18 protein-coding genes are annotated in these 23,354 nt (G+C 72.0%); 17 read left to right on the top strand and 1 reads right to left on the bottom strand.

What is annotated here, in order from left to right:
* The first annotated feature begins 10 nt into the window (after positions 1-10).
* The 12 genes from STRCI_RS15170 (at position 11) to argB (ending at position 17,013) form a co-directional block, all read left to right on the top strand.
* A complete protein-coding gene (locus STRCI_RS15170; RefSeq protein ID WP_269659475.1) occupies positions 11-5,263 on the top strand; it encodes a non-ribosomal peptide synthetase in 5,253 nt (1,750 codons plus the stop codon).
* A 69-nt stretch (positions 5,264-5,332) separates the two neighbouring features.
* Entirely contained in the window at positions 5,333-6,115 is a 783-nt protein-coding gene (locus STRCI_RS15165; RefSeq protein WP_269659474.1) for an AzlC family ABC transporter permease, read from the top strand.
* Positions 6,112-6,432, top strand: a complete 321-nt coding sequence (locus tag STRCI_RS15160) for an AzlD domain-containing protein (protein WP_269659473.1) — start codon at positions 6,112-6,114, stop codon at positions 6,430-6,432. The genes STRCI_RS15165 and STRCI_RS15160 overlap by 4 nt, the downstream gene beginning before the upstream one ends.
* Before the next feature lie 10 nt (positions 6,433-6,442).
* Positions 6,443-7,276, top strand: a complete 834-nt coding sequence (locus STRCI_RS15155; protein WP_269659472.1) for a carbon-nitrogen hydrolase family protein — start codon at positions 6,443-6,445, stop codon at positions 7,274-7,276.
* Between the two features lie 81 nt (positions 7,277-7,357).
* Positions 7,358-8,650, top strand: a complete 1,293-nt coding sequence (locus tag STRCI_RS15150) for an MFS transporter (protein WP_269659471.1) — start codon at positions 7,358-7,360, stop codon at positions 8,648-8,650.
* A gap of 110 nt (positions 8,651-8,760) precedes the next feature.
* Positions 8,761-9,453, top strand: coding sequence for an iron-containing redox enzyme family protein (locus tag STRCI_RS15145; RefSeq protein ID WP_269659470.1), 693 nt, complete (start codon positions 8,761-8,763; stop codon positions 9,451-9,453).
* Positions 9,446-10,696, top strand: coding sequence for an ATP-grasp domain-containing protein (locus tag STRCI_RS15140; protein WP_269659469.1), 1,251 nt, complete (start codon positions 9,446-9,448; stop codon positions 10,694-10,696). The genes STRCI_RS15145 and STRCI_RS15140 overlap by 8 nt, the downstream gene beginning before the upstream one ends.
* Positions 10,689-11,936: an ATP-grasp domain-containing protein gene (locus tag STRCI_RS15135; RefSeq protein ID WP_269659468.1), complete on the top strand. Its 1,248-nt coding sequence runs from the start codon at positions 10,689-10,691 to the stop codon at positions 11,934-11,936. The genes STRCI_RS15140 and STRCI_RS15135 overlap by 8 nt, the downstream gene beginning before the upstream one ends.
* A complete protein-coding gene (locus STRCI_RS15130) occupies positions 11,933-12,718 on the top strand; it encodes a GNAT family N-acetyltransferase (protein ID WP_269659467.1) in 786 nt (261 codons plus the stop codon). Before STRCI_RS15135 ends, STRCI_RS15130 begins: the two co-directional genes overlap by 4 nt.
* A complete protein-coding gene (locus STRCI_RS15125) occupies positions 12,715-14,211 on the top strand; it encodes a peptide ABC transporter substrate-binding protein (RefSeq protein WP_269659466.1) in 1,497 nt (498 codons plus the stop codon). The genes STRCI_RS15130 and STRCI_RS15125 overlap by 4 nt, the downstream gene beginning before the upstream one ends.
* Positions 14,208-16,151 (top strand): S9 family peptidase, encoded by a 1,944-nt coding sequence (locus STRCI_RS15120; protein WP_269659465.1) that lies wholly within the window; start codon positions 14,208-14,210, stop codon positions 16,149-16,151. Before STRCI_RS15125 ends, STRCI_RS15120 begins: the two co-directional genes overlap by 4 nt.
* Positions 16,132-17,013, top strand: coding sequence for an acetylglutamate kinase (gene argB / locus STRCI_RS15115; protein ID WP_269659464.1), 882 nt, complete (start codon positions 16,132-16,134; stop codon positions 17,011-17,013). Before STRCI_RS15120 ends, argB begins: the two co-directional genes overlap by 20 nt.
* Here the strand turns inward: argB and STRCI_RS15110 are convergent.
* Positions 16,977-17,996 (bottom strand): helix-turn-helix domain-containing protein, encoded by a 1,020-nt coding sequence (locus tag STRCI_RS15110; protein ID WP_269659463.1) that lies wholly within the window; start codon positions 17,994-17,996, stop codon positions 16,977-16,979. The genes argB and STRCI_RS15110 overlap by 37 nt on opposite strands.
* Before the next feature lie 444 nt (positions 17,997-18,440).
* On the opposite strand from STRCI_RS15110, the gene gntA reads away from it, so the two are divergent.
* From gntA to yczR, 5 genes are all read left to right on the top strand, one after another.
* A complete protein-coding gene (gene gntA, locus STRCI_RS15105) occupies positions 18,441-19,166 on the top strand; it encodes a guanitoxin biosynthesis heme-dependent pre-guanitoxin N-hydroxylase GntA (RefSeq protein WP_269659462.1) in 726 nt (241 codons plus the stop codon).
* A 5-nt stretch (positions 19,167-19,171) separates the two neighbouring features.
* Positions 19,172-19,945, top strand: a complete 774-nt coding sequence (locus STRCI_RS15100) for an SDR family NAD(P)-dependent oxidoreductase (protein ID WP_269659461.1) — start codon at positions 19,172-19,174, stop codon at positions 19,943-19,945.
* A complete protein-coding gene (locus STRCI_RS15095; protein ID WP_269659460.1) occupies positions 19,945-20,976 on the top strand; it encodes an inosamine-phosphate amidinotransferase 1 in 1,032 nt (343 codons plus the stop codon). The genes STRCI_RS15100 and STRCI_RS15095 overlap by 1 nt, the downstream gene beginning before the upstream one ends.
* An 11-nt stretch (positions 20,977-20,987) precedes the next feature.
* Complete coding sequence (locus STRCI_RS15090; RefSeq protein WP_269659459.1) at positions 20,988-21,695, top strand: MOSC domain-containing protein; 708 nt, start codon at positions 20,988-20,990, stop codon at positions 21,693-21,695.
* 111 nt (positions 21,696-21,806) lie between these two features.
* The gene (gene yczR / locus STRCI_RS15085; RefSeq protein WP_269659458.1) at positions 21,807-23,231 is read left to right on the top strand and encodes a MocR-like transcription factor YczR; all 1,425 of its coding nucleotides are present in this window, start codon (positions 21,807-21,809) and stop codon (positions 23,229-23,231) included.
* Positions 23,232-23,354 lie beyond the last annotated feature (123 nt).

The raw sequence follows: 23,354 nt of genomic DNA, 5'->3' as shown, positions 1-23,354 counted from the left end.
GGAAGGCACCATGCAATCTCTCGAAACCCGAGGCCAGCTCAAGGTCGCCGCCGCGCAGCGCCCGCGTGAGGGCGCGTTCTGGCGCGCGGCGCTCGCCGGGCTGCCCGAGCGCGCCGGATTCCCGGCGGACGCCGTCGGCGCCCGGACCGGCGGCCCGTACGACACCGCCCGGCTCGGCCTGGGCCCCGAGCTGTCCGAGCGGCTGGGCAAGCTGACCCGGGGTTCGGACGCCGCCCTGACGTCCGTGCTCGTCGCCGCCGTGGCCGCGCTGCTCGGCCGCTACACGGGCGGCGAGGAGGTCGTCGTCGCCGTACCGCCCGCCGCCGCGGGCGAGCCGCTCGCCGGTGCGCTGCCGCTGCGGCTCGGCCTCGGCCGGGACACCGCGCTGCGCGGGCTGCTCGGGGAGGTGAAGGAGCGGCTGCGGGAGGCCGTCGAGCACCAGGACTACCCGGTCGAGCTGCTCGCCGACGAGTTCGGGATCGTCGCCGAGGAGGGCGGACACCCCTTCTCCGACGTCCTGGTCGGCACGGTGGCCGAGCCCACGGGCTTCCCCCTGGCCTTCGCCGCCGAGTCCGAGGGCGGCGCGCTCACCCTGACCCTCCGGCACCGCCCCGCCCAGCACTCGGCCGAGACCGCCGACCGGCTGCTCGCGCACTGCGCGGCGCTGCTGGAGCGGGCCGTCGCCGCCCCCGACGCCGCCCTGGCCGGGCTCGACCTGCGCTCCGAGGCCGACCGCGAACTGGCGGACCGGACCAACGCCACCGAGGCGGCCTTCGACGACACGGTCCGGCTCGACGAGCTGTTCGCCCGGCAGGCCGCCCGCACCCCGGACGCCGTGGCCGCGCAGGGTGACGGCTTCCGGCTCACCTACGCCGAACTGGACGCCCGCGCCAACCGCCTGGCGCACACCCTCCGGGCCCGCGGAGTCGGCCGCGAGGACCTGGTGGCCGTCCTGGCCGACCGCTCCCCTGAGCTGCTCGTCGCGATCTACGCGGTGCTCAAGGCGGGCGCCGCCTATGTGCCGGTCGACCCCGCCAACCCGCGCGACCGTATCGCCCACATCCTCGACGACAGCGCCGCCCGGCTGGTCCTCACCCAGCCCCGGTACGCGGAGCTGGTGGCGGGCCCGGCCGCGCTGGACCTGACCGACGAGGCCAGCTACGCCGCCGAGCAGGCCGCGCCCGAAGTCCGGGGTGACGCCGGTGACCTGGCGTACGTCATCTACACCTCCGGTTCCACCGGCCGGCCCAAGGGCGTGCTGATCGAGCACCGCTCGGTGGTCAACCGGCTCACCTGGATGCAGCGGGCGTACCCGCTCACCGACGCCGACGTCCTCCTCCAGAAGACCCCGACCTCCTTCGACGTGTCGGTGTGGGAGCTGTTCTGGTGGACGCTCACCGGAGCCTCGGTGACGCTGCCCGCGCCCGGTGCCGAGCGCGACCCGCAGGCCCTCGTCGACCACATCGAGCGGTACGGCGTCACCACCGCCCACTTCGTCCCCTCGATGCTCGGCGCCTTCCTGGACTACGTGTCCGGCGCGGGCGAGAGCGGACGGCTGGGCACGCTGCGGCAGGTCTTCGCCAGCGGCGAGGCGCTGGCCCCGCACCACGTCCACCGCTGCGCCGCGGTGCTGCCCGGCGCCCGGCTGCTGAACCTCTACGGCCCGACCGAGGCCACCGTCGACGTCACCCACCACGCCTGCGCCGGGGACGAGATCCGGGTGCCGATCGGACTGCCGGTCGACAACACCCGCATCCTGGTCCTCGACGAGGAACTGCGTCCGCAGCCGACCGGTGTACCCGGCGAACTGTGCGTCGCGGGAGTGCAGTTGGCGCGCGGCTACCTCAACCGGCCGGAACTGACCGCCGAGCGGTTCACCGCCGCGCCGCAGGCCGGCGAGGAGCGCGTCTACCGCACCGGTGACCTGGCCCGCCGCCTCCCGGACGGCTCCATCGAGTACCTCGGCCGGATCGACCACCAGGTCAAGGTCCGCGGCTACCGCATCGAACTCGGCGAGATCGAGGAGCAGTTGCGCCGCCACGAGGACGTCAAGGACGCGGTCGTCGTGGCGCGGACCGGCGACGACGGTCAGACGTACCTGTGCGGATACGTGCTGTCCCCGGCGGCACCCGTCCTCGCCGAGCAGGAACTGCGCGAGCACCTCGGCCGGATGCTGCCGGAGTACATGATCCCGGCCCGGCTGGTCGCCCTGGAGACCTTCCCGCTCACCCCGAACGGCAAGCTGGACCGGCGGGCGCTGCCCGAGCCGGCCGCGCCCGCGGACCGGGCCGCCGCCTATCAGGCGCCCGGCACCCGGGAGGAGTCCGAACTCGTCCGCGTCTGGGGCGAGGTGCTCGGCATCGACCCCGAGCGCATCGGCGTGCACGACAACTTCTTCGCGCTCGGCGGAAACTCCATCCATTTCGTCACGGTGCTGGCCAAGGCGCGGGCCGCCGGGATCGAGTTCACCTTCCAGCAGTTCTTCCAGAACCCCACGGTCGCCGCCATGGCCGCGAGCCTCGCCGATCCGGCACACTCGGCGCCCGCCGAGACCCCGCGCCGCCTGGAGCCGTTCGAGCTGCTCACCCCCGAGGACCGGGCGCTGGTCCCGGACGGGGTCGAGGACGCCTACCCGATGACCCAGCTCCAGACCGGCCTGGTCTTCCAGAGCGAGCTGACCCACGGCACGGCCGAGTACCACGACATCATCAGCTACATGATCCAGAGCTCCTTCGACGCCGAGGTGTTCGAGCGGGCCGCCCGGATCGTCGTGGACCGCAACCCGATCTTCCGCACCAGCTTCCACATCACCGGGTACAGCGAGTACCTCCAGTTCGTGCACGCCGGCACGGAGCTGCCGCTGGAGATCGCGGACCTGCGCGGAATGAGCGGGGACGAGCAGGACGCCTGGTTCCGCGAGTGGGCCGACGCGGAGCGGGCGTACCGCTTCGAGTGGACGCGGCCGGGCCTGGTGCGGCTGCACGTCCATGTGCTCGACGACAACCTGTTCCGGTACACGCTCAGCCAGCACAACTCCGCGCTCGACGGCTGGAGCATCACGCTGGTGCACACCACGCTGTTCGACACCTACTACCGGCTGCTCGAAGGCCGTCCGCTCGACGAGCCCTCCATCGACAACCACACCCGCAACTACGTTGCCCTGGAGCGCCGTTCGCTGGAGAACGAGGAGCACGGCTCCTTCTGGTCGGAGGTCCTTGAGGGCAGCACCTTCCTGGAGCTGCCGCGCACCAAGGAGTCCGACGACCCCGAGCTCTTCCCGGTGATCTTCCACGAGGTGGAGTTCCCGCGCGGACTGTCCGACCGGGTCGTGGCGCTCGCGGACCGGCTGTCGGTGCCGGTGAAGAACGTCGCCATGGCCGCCCACGTCAAGGCACTGTCGGTGCTGTCGGGCGACCTGGACGTCATGACCGGCTACGAGCACAGCGGGCGCCCCGAGGCGGAGGACGCCACCCGGGCGATCGGCATGTTCCTCAACACCGTGCCGTTCCGGGTGTCGATGGCTCAGGGCTCCTGGGAGGACCTGATCCGTCAGGTCTACCGCCGGGAGATCGACCTGCTGCCCGCCCGGCGCTATCCGATGGCCCAGATGAAGTTCGACCTGGAGACCCAGGAGGCGCTCTTCGAGACCGCCTTCAACTTCACCCACTTCTATCTGCTCAAGCAGCTGGAGGAGCGTGACGGCTTCGCGCTGCTGGACGTCCGCGCCAACGCGGAGACCGAGTTCGTGCAGCGCGCCGAGTTCTCCCGGCACTTCCTCACCGACGAGCTGCGGCTGAGCATCCACTACCACGCGCATCTCTTCGAGTCCTGGCAGATCGACCGCCTGGGCGGCTACTACGTGGCCGCGTTCGAGCAGATGACCGCCGACCCGGCCGCCGCCCACCACCTCGCGGTGCTGCTGTCGGACGAGGAGCTGGCCGAGGTCGCCGCCGCCGAGCGAGCCGAGGCCCTGGCGCCCGAGCTGGCCGCGCTGGTCCCCGCCGGGGCCTGGCGGGCCCGGGTCGTCGACGGGCACGGCCGCCCCGCCCCCTTCGCCACGCCGGGCCGGATCGTGCTGACCGCCGACGACGGGCAGGACGTGGTCACGGAGTTCCACGGCAGCCGTGGGCGGGCCGGGCTGCGGATCCTGGACGGCGACCGGGAGCGGCTGACCTTCCGCAGGCCGGAGCGGTCCGGGGCGGCCGTACCGGCGGAGCAGCAGTCGGTCCAGGAGCCGCTCAGCGAGGTGCAGTTGCGGATCGTCCGCGCCTGGTCCGAGGTGCTCGGCATCCCGGCCGAGGAGATCTCGCCGGAGGACAACTTCTTCCTGCTCGGCGGCAACTCGCTGTCCGCGCTGCGGGTGACGATGCAGCTGGACGGACTGGTCTCGCTGACCGACCTGATGCGCAACTCCACCCTCGGCCCGCTCGGCGAGGTCGCCCAGGCCCGCCTCGCCGAGCAGACCGCGCCGGAGCGGCCGGGGTTGCTCCACCCGCTCTCCGCCGACCCGGCGAAGGCCCGCGCCACCCTGGTCTGCTTCCCCTACGCGGGCGGCAACGCCATCAACTTCGAGCCGCTGGCCAAGGCGCTGGACCGGGCGGGCGGCGACATCGCCGTCCTCGCGGTGGAGCTGCCCGGCCATGACGCGGGGCGCCCGGACGAGCCGCTGCTCTCCCTGGCGGACGCCACCCGCAGGGCCGTCGAGGAGATCGGCGAGCTGGCCGTCGGGCCGGTCCTGCTCTGGGGGCACTGCGTCGGCTCGGCGCTCGCGGTGGAGACCGCGCGGCTGCTGGAGGCCGAGGGCCGGCGCCCGGTCCATGTGTTCGCGGGCGGCAAGCTGCTGAGCGGGGCCGAGGCGACGCGCGGCGGTCTTGAGCAGGTGCGGGCCATGACCGACGGCGACATCGTCCGCTGGCTGGTCGACAACACCGGTTCCGCGGAGCTGGCAGGGCTCACCGACGAGCAGCAGGGCTTCCTCGCCCGGGTGTTCCGGCACGACACCGCCACGGCGAACGGCTATCTGCTCGCCGCCGCGGAGCGGCCGGAGGGCGCGGCGCTCACGGCGCCGTTCACCGCGGTGTACGCGGCCGACGACAGCCTCACCGAGGACCGGGCCGACCGGCACAACGGCTGGGGGCTCTTCTTCGAGCGGCCCCGGGCCGCGGAACTCGGCACCGGCGGCCACTACTTCTGCCGCACCGTGCCGAACGCGGTGGCCGAACTGGTCCTGGCCACCTGGCGGGAGACGCCCGCCGAGGCGTGATCACACCTATCCAGGCCGGGGCACCTCCTCGGAGGTGCCCCGGGAAGACAGCGAGCGAAGTGCGCGGAGATGGGCAGCACAGAAACGACTCGGGCCGCGGAGCCTGCCACGCCGTACGAGCTGGTGCTCGCCGGTGCCAAGAGCATGACGCCGTTCCTCGCGTCGGTGATCCCGATGGGCCTCGCCGGCGGGGTGCTGGGGCTGTCGAGCGGACTGTCCGGCTGGTCCACGCTGGGCCTGGCCATGGCGGTCAACTCGGGCACGGCACAGTTCGTCGGCTACGCCCTGCTGGCGGACGGCGCCGGCTGGATCACGATCATCCTCACCACCCTGATCCTCAGCCTCAGACTGCTGATCTACTCGACGATCCTCAGCCCCTACGTCCGTGAAGTGCCCCAGCGCTGGCGGGTGTTCGTCGGCTTCGGGCTGATCGACGCGGTGTTCTTCGTCGTCATCGACCGGCTGAAGAAGGGCAAACTGGACCACGGCCGCCATCTGTTCTTCCTCGGCGCCTCGGGCGTCATGTACGTCACCTGGATGTCCTGCACCGCCATCGGCATGGCGCTGGGCTCGGCGGTGCCGGACCTGGAGAAGCTCGGCCTGGACTTCCCGATGACCGCGATGTTCGTCGCGATGCTCGCCACGGGGCTCGCCAACTGGCGGGTCGCGGCGGTCATCTGCACGGCCGGCACGGTCGCGATGCTGGCCCGGGGACTGCCGTACAACCTGGGAGTCGTGCTCGCGACCGTCGTCGGCGCGGTGGTGGGCACGGTGCTGGAGTACGCGGTGCGGGGGGACGGCGAGAAGCCGGAACAGGCCCCCGCGGAGCACGAGGAGGAGCCGACCCGATGAGCATGGCCCTGCTGATCCTGGGCATGGCGCTGTGCAGCTTCCTGCCGCGCTGGATCCCGCTCGTACTGCTCGCCGACCGCGAGATGCCGCCGCTGGTGAAGACCCTGCTCGGGCACACCCCGCACGCCGTGCTGGCCGCGCTGGTCGCCCCGGCGCTGCTCGCCCCCACCGGCGACGCCCTTGAGGTGTCGTGGTCGAATCCCTATCTGCTCGGCGGTGCGGCGACCTTCGCCGTGGGCGCCGTGACCAAGAAGTTCGGCGTCTCCACCGCGGCCGGTGTCGCCGTGTTCTACCTGTGCCGCTGGCTCCTGGGATGAAAGGCCGTACATGAACACCAGCACCCGCTCCCCGCTCCGGGCCGCCGTGGCGCAGACCCGGGCCGTGGTGGGGGACGTCCCGCACAACCTCGCCGAGGCCGTCTCGGCGGTGCGCGAGGCGGGGGAGCGGGGGGCGCGGCTCGTGCTGTTCCCGGAGCTGTCGCTGACCGGCTACGAGCCGGGCTGGCTGCGCGCCTCGCTGCCCGCCGCCGCGATCGACCCCCACGGCCCCGGCCTCGACGCCCTCAGGGACGCCTGCCGGGACACCGGGGTCACGGCGGTCGTCGGAGCGCCCACCGCCTCCGGCGCCCGCCCGGCGATCTCCGCCCTCGTCCTCGACGGCACCGGACGCACCGTCGAGGTCCGCCACAAGCAGCATCTGGAGGTGCCCGAGCGGGAGCTCTTCACCCCCGGCACCGACAGCCCCCTGTTCACCGTGGACGGCTGGCGACTGGCCCTCGGCATCTGCTACGACGCCAGCTTCCCGGAGCACGCCCGCGCCGCCGCCCTGGCCGGGGCGGACGCCTATCTGTGCCCCGGCGGATTCACCCTCGGCGCCTCCGACCACCGGCGCTCGCTCTACTACCCGACGCGGGCCCTGGAGAACACCTGCTACGTGCTGTTCGCCAACTTCCTCGGCCGCCAAGGCGACTGGGACTTCAGCGGCAACAGCGCGATCTACGGGCCGGACGGCCGCCCGCTCGCGGAGGCGGGCGGGGAGTCGGCCCGGGTCATCGTCGCCGACCTGGACGACGACCGACTGGCAGCCGCGCGGGGGCAGTTGACCATGCTGGCCGACATGGCGGGCAGGGCGGACGTGGCCGACCCGGCGCGCACGGCCTGACCACCGCGGAACCACCGCCGCACCACCGTCCCGCCCGATGATCGACCGTCCGCATCCGCGACGGGAGAACGAGGGCTCGGCATGACGGTGGAGTCGGTCACCGGTTCACCGGCACCCGGGCGCCCCGCCACCACCGCACACCTGCGTTGGCTGGGTTTCGGCGCGGCCGTCGACTCCCTCGGCACCGGACTCAGCACCGTCATCGTGCTGCTGTACTTCGTCCAGGTCATCGGCTTCGACGCGGTGTCGGTGACGGTGGCCATGTCGGTCGGTGCCGTGCTCGGTCTGCTCACCCCGATCCCGGTCGGGCGGCTCGCGGACCGCAGCGGACTGGTCGGGGTGTACGTCGGCGCGCTGTGTCTGCGGGGGCTCGGGTTCCTCGGGTACGCCGTCGTGGACGACTACGCCTGGTTCTTCGGGATCACGCTCGGGCTGATGGCCCTGGAGACCACGACCAGCTCGCTCCAGCAGTCCCTCGTCGCCGGGCTCTTCGACGAGGCGGGGCGGGTGCGTGCCATGTCGCTCGTCAGCGCCGTGCGCAACGCGGCGCTCGGCGCCGGCACCCTCCTCGGCGGTCTGGCGCTCGCGACCGACTCCCGGCTGGTCAACGCCTCGCTGCTGGCGGTCAACGGGCTGTCGTTCTTCGTGTTCGCGGTGGTGGTGTCCCGGCTGGGACGCGACCTGCCCGAGCCGGGCTCCCGGACCGCGGAACCCGCCGAACCCGCAGAGCCCGCGGAACTCGCCGAGCCGACCGCACCGTTGAAGCCCACGGACGCGCCCCCCGTCCTGCGCAACCTCCGCTTCCTCGCCCTGGCCGGAGCCAACGGCCTGCTCTTCCTGCACGACTCGGTGCTCAATGAGCTGCTACCGCTGTGGATGGTGACCTCGGTCGGGCTCTCCCCGGTGGTGATGTCGGTCCTGCTGGTCGTCAACACCGCGCTCAGTGTGGGCCTCCAGGTGCTCTTCGGCCGGATGAACGGGCTGGTTAGCCGGGTCCGGTTGCTGCTGTGGGGGTCCGTGGTCCTGCTGCTCGTCTTCTGCGCCCTGTGCGTGGCCGCGGAACGGGTCCCGGCCGGGCCCGCCATCGCCGTGTGCGCGCTCGCCGTCGTCCTGCTCACCATCGCCGAGAACGTGCATTCCGTGGTGAGCTGGCAGATCTCCTTCGAGACGGCGCCGGAATCCCGGCGCAGCGAATACATGGCCGCTTTCAGTACCGGATACGGACTGCAACGCGTGATCGGACCGGTGTTTCTCATCGGGGTCGTCCTCGCGCGCGGGGATGTCGGCTGGCTGGTCCTGGGATCCGTGTTCGCGCTCTCCGGGATCGGGCTCGGTGTGCTGTCCCGGAAGGGGGCCAACCGCCAAGCGCATTAGCCCTGTTCGCGGGGCCATGGGTGTGGGTTTGGCTCTGTGGGTGGGGTGGTGGGGTCGGTCAGGGTGGGGGGTGTTGGTTGCCGGTGATGCTGGAGGTTTGTGTGTCTGGTGTGGCGTTGGACCGTGAGCGGCTGGAGTCGCTGGCGGTGGAGTTGATGGAGCGTCAGTTCGCTCGGGTGCCGCGGATGCGGGAGCTGCACGCGGGTGAGTGGATCGAGCGGGACTACTTCGTCCGGCATGTGGTGGAGACGGTGCTGCGGATCCGTCTGAACAACGAGGTCGACACGTACGCGTTGTTCAAGGTGGGTTCGAAGGACGACGCGCTGGCCGCGCATCTGGCGCAGTACCTGGCGGAGGAGTTCGGGCACGAGGGGATGTTCCTTCGTGATCTGGCGAAGTTCGGTGTGTCGCTGGAGGACGTGAACGCGATTCCCGTCTTTTCGTCGACGGCGAAGCTGATGGGTTATCTGCGGCTGGCGGCGGATTCTCGTGGTCCGGCGCCGACGACGGTGTGGGACTGGTTCGTGGAGTGGTATTCGGACCGGTACAACCAGGTGATCACGGATGCGGCCGGGAAGGAGTTCGGTGCGGAGTTCGTGCGGGGTACGCAGTCGCATCTGGACTTCGACGAGTCGCATGACCATGACGAGTTGATGTTCCGTACGGTCTCGCGTGCGGTGGAGTCGTTCGGGTCGGCGGAGCAGGCGTACGCGGATCTGGAGACGTTCGTGGACCTGATCGGTGACTACTTCGCCGAACTCCACGCCACCACCGTCCGCGCCGAAGAGCCGAGCCATGTCTGAGCCGCGGTCCCGCCGGCGCATCCTCGTCGTCGAGCCGATGTCCTCCGGCCTGGAGATGCTCAAGGCCGCCCAGGAACTCGGCATCGAGGTCGTCGCGTTCTCCGCCGACGAGGGCGACCGCGAACTGCCGGCCAAGCTCAAGCGGTACATCGACCACCTGGTCGAGATGGAGACCAACGACGAGCGCGCCGTCGTCGAGACGGCCACGGAGCTGCACGCCCAGGCCCCCTTCTGCGCGGTCGTCCCCGGCTTCGAGTTCTACGTCGACACCGTCGCCCGGCTCGCCGCCCGCTTCGGACTGCCCGGCCTGGATCCCGCCGCCGCCGAGCGCCTGCGCGACAAGGCGCGGATGCGGGAGGCCGTCGCCGCGGCCGGACTGCGGGTGCCCCGGCACCAGGAGGCCCGTACCGCGGCCGAGCTGGACATGGCCGTCGAGCACGTCGGCTTCCCGGCCGTCCTGAAGCCCACCACCTCCGCGGGCAGCGTCCACGTCAGCCGCGTCGACTCCCTCGACGACCTGCGCCGCGCCTACGGCTGGATGAGCGAGGACGCCCGCACCGACCTCGGCCGCGGCCTCGACGGTCGGGTCCTGCTGGAGGAGTACGTCGCCGGACCCGAGGTCAGCGTCGAGGGCTACGTCGTCGACGGCACCCCCTTCATCGTCTCGGTGACCGCCAAGGAGCTGGGCCCCGAGCCGCACTTCGTCGAGGTCGGCCACGCCGTCCAGGCCGACCTGGGGCCCGAGGAGCGGGCCGCCGTCGACTCCTACGTCAGCGACGTCTGCCGCGCCCTCGGCGTGAGCCTGGGCCCCTTCCACTGCGAGCTGCGGCTCGGTGGCGGTGAGCCGGTGCTCATCGAGATCGGCGCCCGGCTCGCGGGCGACCACATCTGCGACCTGATCGAGCTGGCCACCGGGGTCTCGCTGCCCCGGATCATGCTCGCCGCGTACGCGGGCCTGCCGCTCGACGAGGTGGCCCCCGCCGGGGTGCCGGCCGCCAAGTACGCCGGGATCCACTTCTTCACCGCCCCCGAGCTGACCGTGCTCTCCTCCGTCGAGGGCTGGGACGCCGTGCTCGCCGCCGACGGGGTCGTGGAGGCCGAGCTGTATCTCGCGCCGGGCGACGAGGTGCCCCCGATGCAGGACTTCCGCGGCCGGATCGGCCATGTGCTGTACCGCGCCGAGTCCTACGCCGACGCCGTGACCCGCCGTACGACCTTCGGAAAGTTGGTGCGCTTTGGCTGATCGCCTGGAGCCGGGTTATCTGGTCCTGAACCGCTACGACGACGAGTTCGGCGAGTACCACCGGTTTGTCGAGCCCGACCGCTGCCGCCTCTTCTACCTCACGGTCCCCGACGGCCTCGGCGTCCTCGACACCGAGAGCGCCTGGGAGACCGTCGTCGTCGATGACCTGGAGTACGACACCGTCCTCCCGGTCGCCCGGCGACTGGCCGAGCAGTACGGCGACTTCGACGGCATCGTCGGACTGTCCGAGTACGACCTGCTGACCGCCGCCCGGCTGCGCGCGGCCCTCGGCGCCCCCGGCTGGACCCCGGACTTCGTCCTCGCCTTCCGGGACAAGGTGCGGATGAAGCACGCCGTCGAGTCCGCCGGGATCGCCGTACCGCGCTATCTGGAGCTGGACGACACCGTCACCGCCGAGCGGGTCGCGGCCGGGGTCGGACTGCCCGTCATCCTCAAGCCCCGCTCCGGGGCCGCCTCCAGCGGAGTCGTCCGCGCCGAGGACACCGCCTCGCTCCAGCGCGCGCTGGACACCGTCGACCGCGCCGACTACGAGTGCGAGGAGTTCGTCGCCGGGGACATCTTCCATGTCGACGGCATCCGCCGCGACGGCAAGTTCCACCTCGTCACCGCCTCCGGCTACGTCAACACCTGCCTGGAGTTCGCCGAGGGCAAGCCGCTCGGCTCGGTCCTGCTGGACCCCGGCCCGCTGCGCGACGGGATCGTCGGCTTCACCGCCGAGTGCCTGGACGCCCTCGCCCTGGACGACGGCCCCTTCCACCTGGAGGTGATGCGCCGGGACAGCGGCGAACTCGTCTTCCTGGAGGTGGGGTTGCGCCCCGGCGGCGCCGAGGTCGCCTTCATCCACCGGGACCTGTACGGCATCGACCTGATGGGCGAGGCGTTCCGGGCCACCCTCGGCCTGCCGCCGCTCACCCAGGCCGACCAGTTCGGCGAGCACAAGGCCGGCGGCTGGGCCCTGATGCCCGAACCGCGCCCGCTGCCCAGCCGGGTCACGGCCGTACGCCCCGTCCTGGACCGGATCCCCGAGGTGTACGAGGAGATCGTCCCGCGCGCCGGTGACGTCTTCGACGGCTCGGGCGGCTACGGGCACGTCGGCGGCCGGTTCCGGCTGCGCGGCGACGACGAGAGCGCCGTACGGGCCGCGGTGCTGCGGATCATGGACGAGTACGGCCTGGACGCCGAGCCCGTGCTCCCCGAGCCGGAACGGACCACGACGTGACCAAGGCCATCTTCCTCACCCTCAGCAGGGGCGGCGACGAGCTGCTCGACGTGGGGTTCCGGACCGCGACTGACGCCGACACCGACGCCGTCGTCGCCCTGTCCGAGCCGTTCGTCGCGGACGGCTCGCTGATCTCCCGCACCCGCGAGACGTACGCGGCGGACATCGCGGAGTTCTTCGTCCTCGACATCGAGGGCGAGATCGTGGCCTGCGCGGGCGCGGGCCGCGGCGGCGCCCTGGCCGAGATCTACAATTTCGCCGTGCACGAGAAGTGGCACGGCCACGGGCTCGGCCACGTCCTGCTCGGCAGTGTCATCGCGGCCCTGCACCAGGAGCAGGTCGAGCAGGTGGTGCTGTTCTCCGGGACCACCGTCCGCTGGTTCGAACGGCACGGCTTCGAGCGGGTCGAGGAGAGCGAACTGCCCGCCGAGCGGGTCGCCCGGATCGACCGTGAGCGCGGCTCGGTGCCGCTGCGCCGGTCCACCCTGCGCGGCTTCGACGCCCCCGACGTACTCGCCCGGATCGCGGGCCTGAAGGTCCGCTTCGAGCGCTCGGGCGTCGAGCTCGGCTGGGACGGCACCTTCGACTCGCTGCTCCAGTTCGCCGACCACCACGGCATCGAGACCGACTCCCGCTGCTGGGCCGGGGCCTGCGGCACCTGCCGCACCTTCCTGAAGAAGGGCACGGTCAACTACCACACCGAGCCGGGCGCCGACCTGGAGGGCCAGGAGATGCTGCTGTGCCAGGCGCAGCCGGTGACGGACCTGGTGCTGGACCTGTGAGCGGCACGCACCCGGCGCTGCGGATCGGGACGGGCACCCCGGCCTCTCTGGACCCGGCGCTCTGCGCCGACCACGACGGGGCGCTCGTTCTCGGCCTGCTCGCCGACCCGCTGGTCGACTTCGAGCCCGCGACCGGCCGCCTCCGGCCCGCCGCGGCCCTCGGCTGGCAGGTCGACCCGGACGGTCTGCGCGTCTGCTTCCGGCTGCGGCCCGGGGTGCGCTTCCACGACGGACGCGAGGTGACGGCCGAGGACTACGTGTACGCCCTGTCCCGGGTGGTACGTCCCGCCACCGGCTCCCAGATCGCCTACCACCTCTCCGTGATCGACGGCTTCGAGGACGTACGCGCCGGGCGCGCCGACACCCTGAGCGGGGTGCGCGTCATCGGCCCCGGGCAGCTGGAGGTCCGCCTCACCCGGCCCTTCCACGAGATCGCGGCCGTCTTCAGCCTCCGGCTCACCGCGGCCGTACCCGCGGACGGCGGCCCCGGCCTCACCGGCCCCTACCGGCTCGATCCGGCCCGCTCCCGGGACGGCGTGCTCGCCCTGGAGCGGTTCCCCGGCTACCACGCCGCCAACGAGGCCCACCCCTACGGCGGTTCGGGCCGCGCGGAGCGGATCGAGTGCCACTTCGTGGACGACGAGGACACTGCCTACGCGTCCTGGCGCTCCGGACGGCTCGACCTGGTGGAGATCGCCGGACCCCGGGCCGCCGACGCCCGCCGCGAGACCGGCTACCGCCTCACGCCCTGCGCCTCCCTGACATATCTCGGCTTCCCCGCCGCGCTCGCCCCCTTCGACGACCCGGCCGTGCGCCGAGCGGTCGCCCTGGGCCTGGACCGGCGGGCGCTGTGCGAGGCGGTCGGCGAGGGCGAGTTCACGCTCGCCGACGCGATGGTGCCGCCCCGGCTGGGCGGCGACCGACCGCCCCTGGAACCCCTGGAGTTCGACCCGGCGCGGGCCCGCGCCGAACTGGCCGCCCTCGGCGTGCGGCCCGAGCGGCCCGTCCCGCTGGTCTACGACGGCGACAAGGGCCACGACCGCTGGATCACCCTGGTCGCCGGGCAGTTGCGCACCCACCTCGGCTGGGACGCCGAGATCCGGGCCCTGCCCCGCCAGGAGTACCTGCGCTGGCTGGACAAGCCCGACGCGCTGTTCCGGGCCACCTGGGTCAGCGACTACCCCTCCGTCGACACCGTGCTCTTCCCGCTGTTCCACTCCGACTCGGTGGGCGGCGGCGGGAACTACGCCGGGTACCGCAACCCGGCCGTGGACGCGCTCATCGACGCGGCCCGCGCCGAGGCCGACCCGGCCCTGCGTGCCGACCGGTACCGGGCCGCGGAGGCGGCGGTCCGCGCCGACCTGCCCGTACTGCCGCTCTGGTACGGCACGATGCGGCATCTGATCGCCGACGCCGTGGTCCCCGCGGGCGCGACCGCCGTCGACCTCTTCGGGGCACCCGCGCCCCGCGCACTCGGGAGAGATGAGCCGTGACCACCCCTGTCGTCGCCCCCTACGGCACCTGGACGTCCCCGCTGACGCCCCGGCTCGCCGCGGGCTTCGCCGCCCGCCCCGACAGTCTGCAGTGGCTCGGCGAGGAGCTGTGGTGGACCGAACTGCGCCCGGCCGAGGGGGCCAGGACCACCCTGGTCCGGCGCACCCCCGACGGCACGGTGGGCGCGGTCCTGCCCGCGCCCTGGAGCGTGCGCACCCGGGTGGTGGAGTACGGCGGCTGCGCGTGGACCGGAGTGCCCGGTCCGGACGTGGTCTTCGTCGACGAGTCCGACCAGCGGCTGTACCGCTGGACGCCGGGCACCGACCCGCGTCCGCTGACCCCGCCCGGCGCGCTGCGGCACGCCGACCCGGTGCTGCCACCGGGGCGCGAGGAGGTGTGGTGCGTCCAGGAGGACCACTTCGGCCCCGGCCCGCAGGACGTGCGCCGGGCCCTGGTCGCCGTACCCCTGGACGGGTCGGCGGCCGAAACCGGCCGTGGGGTGCGGGAGTTGGCCACGGGACGGTTCCTCACCGGGCCGCGGCTCTCGCCGGACGGGCGGTACGCGGCCTGGCTGGGGTGGGAGCATCCCTCGATGCCCTGGGACGGGGCCGAGCTGCGGGTCGCGGAGGTCTCGGCGGACGGGGAGTTCCTCGGCGCCAAGACCCTGTGCGGGGGGCCTGGGGCGCCCGTCGCGCAGGTCGAGTGGGCCGACCCGGACACGCTGCTCGTCGCGATGGACACCACCGGCTGGTGGAATCTGCACCGGGTGGACCGGGCCACCGGCGAGGTGCGCGAACTGTGCCGCCGCGCCCAGGAGTTCGCCGGCCCGCTGTGGCGCCTCGGCAGCCGCTGGTTCGCGCCGCTGGACGACGGCCGGATCGCCGTCCTGCACGGCACCGGACCGCTGGCGCTCGGGGTGCTGGACCCGGCGAGCGGGCAGCTCACCGGAGTGGCCGGACACTGGACCGAGTGGCTTCCCACGCTGGCGGCGAACGGCTCCCGGATCGCGGGCGTGGGCGCGAGCCCCGTCACCGGGTTCGAGGTGGTCCGGGCCGACCTCGACAGCCGGACCGCCGAGGCCGTCGGCCACTTCCACCGTGACCTGGTCGACCCCGCCTATCTGCCGCGCCCGCGGCGGCGGACCTACCCCTCCGCGGGCGGGCGGGTCGTGCACGCCACCGTCTTCCCGCCGACCAGCCCCGACTTCGAGGGCGGCGACGAACTCGCGCCGTACGTGATCTGGCCGCACGGCGGTCCGACCAACCGCTTCCTCGCCTCCTGCGATCTGTCCGTGGCCTTCTTCACCAGCCGCGGCATCGGCGTCGCCCAGGTCGACTACGCGGGCTCCACCGGATACGGCCGCGCCTACCGGCAGAGCCTGGACGGGCAGTGGGGCAGCGCGGACGTCGAGGACTGCGCGGCCGTCGCCCGCGCGCTCGCCGAGGAGGGGCTCGCCGACCCGCGAAGGCTCGCCGTGCGCGGCGCCAGCGCCGGCGGCTGGACCGCCGCCATCGCCCTCGCCACCACCGACGTCTTCCGCTGCGGCACCCTCTACTTCCCGGTCCTCGACCTGGTGGAGTGGGCCGAGGGCGACACCCACGACCTGGAGTCGCACTACGCCGACACCCTGGTCGGCGGCCCCGAGGAGATCCGCGCCCGCGGCGCCCTGCTCTCCCCGGTCAACCTGGTCGACCGGCTCACCGCGCCCTTCCTGCTGGCCCAGGGATTGCGCGACGCGGTGTGCCCGCCCGCCCAGAGCGAACGGTTCCTGGCCCGGGTCCGGGACGTGCCGCACGCCTGTCTCGCCTTCCCCGGGGAGGGCCACGGCTTCCGTGCCGCGGACACCCATGTGCGCTGCATGGAGGCCGAACTCTCGCTGTACGGACAGGTCCTGGGGTTCGAGCCGAAGGAGGTGGCCCGTGTCGAGCTGTCCCGCTGACCTCGCACCGCTGTACGGCCGTACCGTCGTCGTCAAGATCGGCGGGCACGCGATGACCGCCGAGGCGCACCTGCGGGCGTTCGCCGCGGACGTCACCGCGCTGCGCGCGGCCGGAGTGCGTCCGGTGGTGGTGCACGGCGGCGGCCCGCAGATCAGCGCCCATCTCCAACGGCTCGGCCAGGAACCGGCCTTCCGCTCCGGGCTGCGGGTGACCACCCCGGAGACCATGGACGTGGTCCGGATGGTGCTGGCCGGGCAGGTGCAGCGGAACCTGGTCGGACTGCTCAACCGGCACGCGCCCGTCGCCGTCGGCATGACCGGCGAGGACGCCCGCACCCTCACCGCGGTCCGCCGCTACGCCCTCGACGGCGGCCGGCGCGTCGACATCGGCCTGGTCGGCGAGGTGACCGAGGTCGACCCGGCCCTGGTCGGCGACCACCTCGCCGCCGGACGGATCCCGGTGATCTCCAGCATCGCCCCCGGCACCGAGGGCGAGATCTACAACGTCAACGCCGACACCGCGGCCGCCGCGCTCGCGGTCGCGCTCGGCGCCGAGCGGCTCTGTGTGCTCACCGATGTCGACGGCATCCAGCAGAACTGGCCCGGACCCGGGCCGGTACTGCGGGAACTGACGGTCAGCCAGGCCCGGCGGCTGCAGCCGGACCTGAGCGGCGGCATGGCCCCGAAGGTCGAGGCCTGTCTGACGGCGGTGACCGGCGGGGTCGGCAGCGCGCACATCCTCGACGGGCGCCGGGAGCACGCCCTGCTGCACTCGCTGAGCACCGGCGAACCGCTCGGCACCAGGCTGGTGCCGGACGGTGTGGCTCAGCCCTCGGAGGGCAGCAGCCGGTGCAGCAGGTAGCCGGCATGCAGCCGGTTGCGGGCGCCCAGTTCGTTCATGATCTCCGAGACATGGCGCTGGCAGGTGCGCAGCGAGATGCCGAGCCGCTTGGCGATGACCTTGTCCTCCTCACCGGAGACCAGCATGGTGATCACCGTCGAGCGGATCTCGGCGGACGTTAACGACAGCCGGGACCGGTCCAGCGTGGTGGGGAAGGGAGCGGCGGAGACCCACAGACTCTCGAAGGTCTCGGCGATGAAGGCCACCAGGTCCAGGTCCTTGACCAGACAGGCGCCCTGCGGTTCGGAGCGCAGCGAGATCACCGCGAATCTGCGGTCGAAGACGATCAGCCGCTGAAAGGCGCTGGCCAGGGTCCGCACCTCGGCGCCGAGCTGGGTGACATGCTCGACATAGGCGCTCATCCCGGAGCTGAACCGCGCCGAGTGCTGGTACAGCGTCCTCATCTGCACGCCCCGGCGCAGCAGTTGCTCGGTGCGGGGCAGGGACTCCTGGAGGACCTCCTCCCGGCGGGCGCCGCCGGGCTGGGCGGTGAGCACCTCGAATTCGCTGCGGCCGGCCAGGTCGGTGATGGTGTGCCGGACGTCGTTCAGGTCGGAAAGGGTGCTGATTGCCTCCCGGCGTATTCGCTCCACCATGCTTTCTTCGTAGTGTGAAGAAAGCCTGGCCAGATCGGTGTGCACCCGGTCGATTTCCTCCTGGCGCTGCCGGACCTCTTCGAGGGCCGGGCTCAGGAGGCGGTAACGCGCGGTGTCCGGAGCCACCGCCGTGTAGGTGTCCGTGCGTCCGGTGACCGTACGCAGGAGCTTCAATTCCAGAAGCTCCTGTACCCATTGCTCAGCTTCTCCGGCCGAAAGTTCCATTTCGTCGGCCAGTCGGCCCGGAGTCAGGTCGGCGACGGTGACGGCGTAGGCGTACGCGCGCACCGCTCCGTCGGTGAGGTTCGGCAACGGCAGCCTCTGTGGGGCGACCGCCGGCTCCGGCATGGTGCGCTTCCTCTCGGTAAGTGACCTGATGAAACAGGTGATCATACAACGAGAGGCTGAGAGGGCCGGGTCGGCTCCCGTGATGGTCACGGTGTGTAGTTCATCTCGCCTCGCAAAGTTCTCTCTTCAAATATTCGACTTGCGAATGAATATATTCATCCGGTTGATTTGTCCGTTTCGTCATCCGTGCGGGTCTCCGCCAGGCACAACTACGACACAAGCGGCTCTGGCCTCCCCCCTGACCCTCATGCATAGTTATTCATGCACGGCCCAAACGGCCATCGCAAATTCCCGAGATCCGCGATCCGGAATGAAATTGGAGTGCATCCGAGTTGAATATCGTCTACGGGTTTTCGCTGCTCTTCACCAAGTTCTCGCAGGCTGCCGTCGCGCTGAACGACCTGGGCTGGGGCTGATTTCCTGCACGGGGGAAGGCATAAGGAAGTGGGATCTCTTCCGTCGCTGGACGGTGTTCGAGAACAGCTCTACACCTGGATCCGGAGTGACGAATTCTCCTGCCTGGCCGGAAAGGCCTCGGTGCGGAAGGGGATCCTCCACTGCGTCGAGGTCGGCGAAATGGGCGCGGAAGACTCCACACAGGCGCTCTATACGGCGCTGGGGGACTTCGTCCACCACCGGCTGACGCCCACCGAGAACTTCCAGACACTCGTCGCCGTCTTCTCCGGGCCGCTGGACGTCCCGGAGTCCGAGTTCGAGAAGATTCTCTGGCAGCAGCTCGCGGATCTCCATGAGATGGACCGCGAATTCCATGACTGGGCGCCCGACGTGGCCGCCGATCCGGATTCCGAGGAGTTCGGGTTCAGCCTGGTCGGCCACCCCTTCTTCGTGGTCGGCCTGCACAACCGGTCCTCCCGGATCACCCGCCGGTTCCCGCGCCCCGCACTCGCCTTCAACTCCCATCACCAGTTCCGCCGGCTGAAGGAGAACGGCACGTTCGAGGGACTCAAACAGAAGATCCGCGAACGCGAGACCCGGCTCCAGCAGTCGATCAATCCGAACCTCGCCGACTTCGGAGAGGCATCGGAGGCGCGGCAGTATTCCGGGCGCGCTGTCGAGCCAACCTGGATGTGCCCGATATTCCCGCCGGGTCACCCCCCGGTACGGGACGAAGAGCACGGTACGACTGTGCGGGCAGGAGTGGACAAGTGAGTCGTATGAGAACAGCCGTCGTGACGGGGGCGTCCTCGGGCTTCGGCGCGGCCGTCGTCCGGCGGCTGGCCGCCCAGGGCAGGCCGGTCGTGGCGCTCGCCCGCCGGGCCGAACGGCTTGAGGCGCTGAGCGAGGAGGCGGGCCCGGACAGCCGGATCCTCCCGCTCGCCGTCGACATCCGGGACGGCGAGGCCGTCGCCAAGGCCCTCGGCACCCTGCCGGAGGAGTTCGCCGATGTGGCGGTCCTGGTCAACAACGCGGGCCTGTCCCGGGGGTTCGGCCCGCTCCAGGACGCCGACCCGCAGCACTGGCAGGACATGGTCGACACCAACGTCATGGGCCAGCTGCACTGCATCAGGGCCGCCCTGCCGTCCCTGATCGCCTCCGGCTGCGGCCACATCGTCAACATCGGGTCCATCGCCGCCCTCTACCCCTACTCGGGCGGCAATGTGTACGGCGCCACCAAGGCGTTCACCCACCAGCTGAGCCTGAGCCTGCGCACCGACCTGGAGGGCACCGGCGTCCGGGTCAGCTGTATCGCGCCCGGCATGGCCCGTACCGAGTTCGCCCTGGTGCGCTTCGAGGGCGACCAGGGGCGCGCGGACGCGCTCTACGACGGCGTCGAACCGCTCGCCGCCGAGGACATCGCCGAGGCCGTGCAGTGGTGTGTGGCCCAGCCGCCCCGGGTCAACGTGAACATGATCGAGATCATGCCGACCTCCCAGCCGTTCGGCCTGGGATTCCGTACCGCAGCAACCACAGCGAGGAGCACCGACTGATGTCCCGTGTCTGGAGCACCAACGACTGGGACCCGCTGGAGGAGATCGTCCTCGGCACCGCCCAGGGCCTGACGCCGCCGCCGGTGGACGACTCCGTGCGGCACTTCTTCGAGCCGCCCGCGGACGCCCACCTGGAGCGGATCGGCGCCGACACCCTCAAGCGCGTGGTGGAGGAGACGGAGGAGGACTTCGCCGATCTGACGGAGATCCTCCAGCAGGCCGGGGTCACCGTCCGCCGCCCCGAACCGCCCCGCCCCGACCAGGCCTTCGCCACCCCGAACTGGTCGACGGTCGCCATGCACGCGCTGATGCCGCGCGACTGTCTCCTCGTCATCGGCGACAAGGTCATCGAGGCGCCCATGGCGATGCGCGCCCGCTTCTTCGAGACCATGCCGTTCCGGCGGCTGCTCGGCGAGTACTTCGACGACGGCGCGACCTGGCTCGCCGCGCCCAAGCCCGAACTCGCCGACAGCACCTATGTCTACGAGCCCGGCCACTCCGTCGTCGGCGAGAACGAGCCGCTGTTCGACGGCGCCAACACCCTGCGCTGCGGCCGTGACGTCTTCTTCAACGTCAGCAACACCGGCAACCGCAAGGGCGCCGAGTGGCTGCGCCGGGCGCTCGGCCCGGAGTACCGGGTGCACGAGATGTCGATCTGCTCCGACCACGTCGGCACCACGCTGCACATCCTGCGCCCCGGACTGCTGCTCGCCAACTCGGCCCGGCTGAGCGAGGACTCCATCCCCGAGCAGCTGCGCGGCTGGAAGACCCTGTGGGTCGACGAGCCCGAGGACGACGGCTACGCCTTCTCCTGGCCGCGCGCCTCGGTGTGGATCGGCATGAACATCCTCGCCCTCGGCCCGGACCGGGTGATCGTGCCCGCCAACCAGGAGCGGGTGATGCGCCAGCTGGAGTCCGTCGGCATCGAGCCCGTCCCGGCGCGGTTCCGGCACGGCCGGACCTTCGGCGGCGGCTTCCACTGCTGCTCGCTGGACACCCGGCGCACCGGCGAACTCGCCGACCACCTCTGAGGCCGCGGCTGATGGCAGACGCGCGCGTGGCCGAAGTACGCCGCCACCCGGTGAAGTCGATGCGCGGGGAGTGCCTCGCACACGGCGACTTCACCGCGCGGGGCCTCGACGGCGACCGGCACTGGGGCGTGACCTTCGACGACGGCAAGGTCGGCAGCGGCAAGAACTGGCGGCATCTGCGCCGGATCGAGGGGCTGCTGGAGTACGCCGCCGGGACGGTCGACGGCGCCGTGGTGGTCCGTACGCCCGACGGGCGGACCCACGCGGCCGGGGACCCGGGGCTCGACGAGGAGCTGAGCCGCCTCGCCGCCGCCCCGGTGCGCCTCGCCGAGGAGCGGGAGGTGCAGCACTTCGACTGCGCCGCGGTCCATCTGCTGTCCCGGCCCGCGCTGTCCCGGCTCGCCGCGCTGATGCCGCAAGAGGCGGACCAGATCGTCGTCGAGCGCTTCCGCCCCAACCTCCTGCTGGACGGCGACGACCTCGCCCTGCTGGAGGACGACTGGGTGGGCGCCAAGGTGGCGGTCGGCCCGGAGGTGGTGCTGGAGATCACCGAGCGCACCGAGCGCTGTGTGATGACCACGCTGCCCCAGCCCGGCCTGCCCGCGGCCCGCACCGTCCTGCGCACCCTCGCCCAGCGGTTCGACACCCGGATCGGCGTGTACGCGCGGGTCATCAGGGGCGGACGCGTGGGCGTCGGCGACCTCGTGCAGGTCACCTGAACTCGGGCGGGAGGCCCAGGACCCGTCGATGCCCGGGGCCTCCCGCCCGGACGAACTCATCCGTGCCACACCGGAGTCCAGATCACTGACATGCGAAAAACCACCTACTCAGTGAGCGCCGACCAGACCGGCCGGCTGCTGGGGGACTGGCTCGCGGACGGCCCCGCCTACCTGGCGCTGGCCACCGCCTTCCGTGCGCTGATCACGGACGGCAGGCTGCCCGTGGGCACCCGGATCCCCTCCGAACGAGTCCTGGCCGCACAGTGCCGGATCGGCCGGAACACCGTGACCGCCGCCTACAGCCTGCTGCGCACCGAGGGCTATCTGGAGGGCCGCCGCGGCGCGGGCAGCTTCACCGCGCTGCCGCCCGGCGTCCACCGCCCACAACCGGCGGCGCCCGTCGCCGTGTCCCGGTCCGCCGACACCCCCATCGACCTGACCATCGCCCAGGTGCCCGCACCGCAGGCGCTGCTCGCCCAGGCCGTACGCGACGCAGCCGGGCACGTCGGCGACTACACCAACGACCTGACCCACGACCGGATCGGCATCCGCGAACTGCGGCAGGCCATCGCCGACCGGTACACCGAGCGCGGACTGCCCACCTGCGCCGACGAGATCATGGTGACCACCGGCGCCTACCAGGGCTGGGGACTGCTGCTGCGCCTGGTCGCCCAGCGCTTCGACCCGGTGATGGTCGACTCGCCGACCTACCCGGACGCCCTGGACGCCATCCGCTCCCTGGCCGGACGGCCCCTGCCGGTCGGCCTCGGCCCCGAGGGCTGGGACCCGGAGCTGATCGGCTCGGTCTGCCGCCAGGCCCGTCCCGCGCTCGCCTACCTCATGCCCGACCACCACAACCCCACCGGCCACGTCATGCCCGACGACGTCCGCCGGGCCGTCGTCACCGCGGCCAGGGCCTCCGGGACGCTGCTCGTCGTCGACGAGACGCTCTCCGAACTCACCCTGGACGGGCCCGAACCCACGCCCATGGCCTGCTTCGGCGGGCGCAGCGACGTGGTCACCATCGGATCGCTGTCCAAGGTCTTCTGGGGCGGACTCAACCTCGGCTGGATCCGCGCCACCCCCTCCCTCATCAACCGGCTCGCGGCGCTGCGCGGCCCCGGCGACGCGGGCAACTCGGTCGTCAACCAGCTCATCGCCCGCAGGCTCTACGAGGACTACGACGCCGTCCTGCGCGAACGACGGCAGATGCTCACCCTCCAGCGCGACGAACTCGCGGGCGCCCTCCGGCGAAGGCTGCCCGAGTGGACGTTCACCCGGCCCCGGGGCGGCCTGTGCCTGTGGATCGACCTCGGGCAACGGGTCAGCTCCCGACTGGCCGCCATGGCACCGGCGTTCGGGGTGGAGGTGCTCACCGGGTCCAAGTTCGCCGTGGAGGGCACCCTCGACGGGCATCTGCGGCTGCCCTTCGTCCAGCCGCCCGGCACGCTCACCGAGGCGGTGGACCGGCTCGCGGACGCCTTCGGCGCCGTGACCGCGCACCGCACCCGGCGCGGCGCGCTCCTGGCGGCGTAGCCGCACCTCCGCCGGACCACCGCCGCGCCACCACGCACCGAGATGGTTGTTCCGTCAGCACGAGGACCAGCGCGGCAAGGGGGTGACAGACATGAAGGCTTACACGAAGCCCGAGGCCAAGAA

Source organism: Streptomyces cinnabarinus (assembly GCF_027270315.1).
In the GTDB taxonomy this organism is placed as follows: domain Bacteria; phylum Actinomycetota; class Actinomycetes; order Streptomycetales; family Streptomycetaceae; genus Streptomyces; species Streptomyces cinnabarinus.
This window is presented reverse-complemented; position numbering and strand designations above follow the sequence as displayed.

What these genes read in the sequence shown, in the direction of transcription:
- STRCI_RS15095 (WP_269659460.1), top strand. Translation starts at nt 19,945, where the DNA reads ATGTCCCGTGTCTGGAGCACCAACGACTGGGACCCGCTGGAGGAGATC.
- STRCI_RS15140 (WP_269659469.1), top strand. Translation starts at nt 9,446, where the DNA reads ATGTCTGAGCCGCGGTCCCGCCGGCGCATCCTCGTCGTCGAGCCGATG.
- STRCI_RS15155 (WP_269659472.1), top strand. Translation starts at nt 6,443, where the DNA reads ATGAACACCAGCACCCGCTCCCCGCTCCGGGCCGCCGTGGCGCAGACC.
- STRCI_RS15110 (WP_269659463.1), bottom strand. Translation starts at nt 17,996, where the DNA reads ATGCCGGAGCCGGCGGTCGCCCCACAGAGGCTGCCGTTGCCGAACCTC.
- STRCI_RS15090 (WP_269659459.1), top strand. Translation starts at nt 20,988, where the DNA reads ATGGCAGACGCGCGCGTGGCCGAAGTACGCCGCCACCCGGTGAAGTCG.
- STRCI_RS15165 (WP_269659474.1), top strand. Translation starts at nt 5,333, where the DNA reads ATGGGCAGCACAGAAACGACTCGGGCCGCGGAGCCTGCCACGCCGTAC.
- STRCI_RS15150 (WP_269659471.1), top strand. Translation starts at nt 7,358, where the DNA reads ATGACGGTGGAGTCGGTCACCGGTTCACCGGCACCCGGGCGCCCCGCC.
- STRCI_RS15170 (WP_269659475.1), top strand. Translation starts at nt 11, where the DNA reads ATGCAATCTCTCGAAACCCGAGGCCAGCTCAAGGTCGCCGCCGCGCAG.
- STRCI_RS15160 (WP_269659473.1), top strand. Translation starts at nt 6,112, where the DNA reads ATGAGCATGGCCCTGCTGATCCTGGGCATGGCGCTGTGCAGCTTCCTG.
- STRCI_RS15100 (WP_269659461.1), top strand. Translation starts at nt 19,172, where the DNA reads ATGAGAACAGCCGTCGTGACGGGGGCGTCCTCGGGCTTCGGCGCGGCC.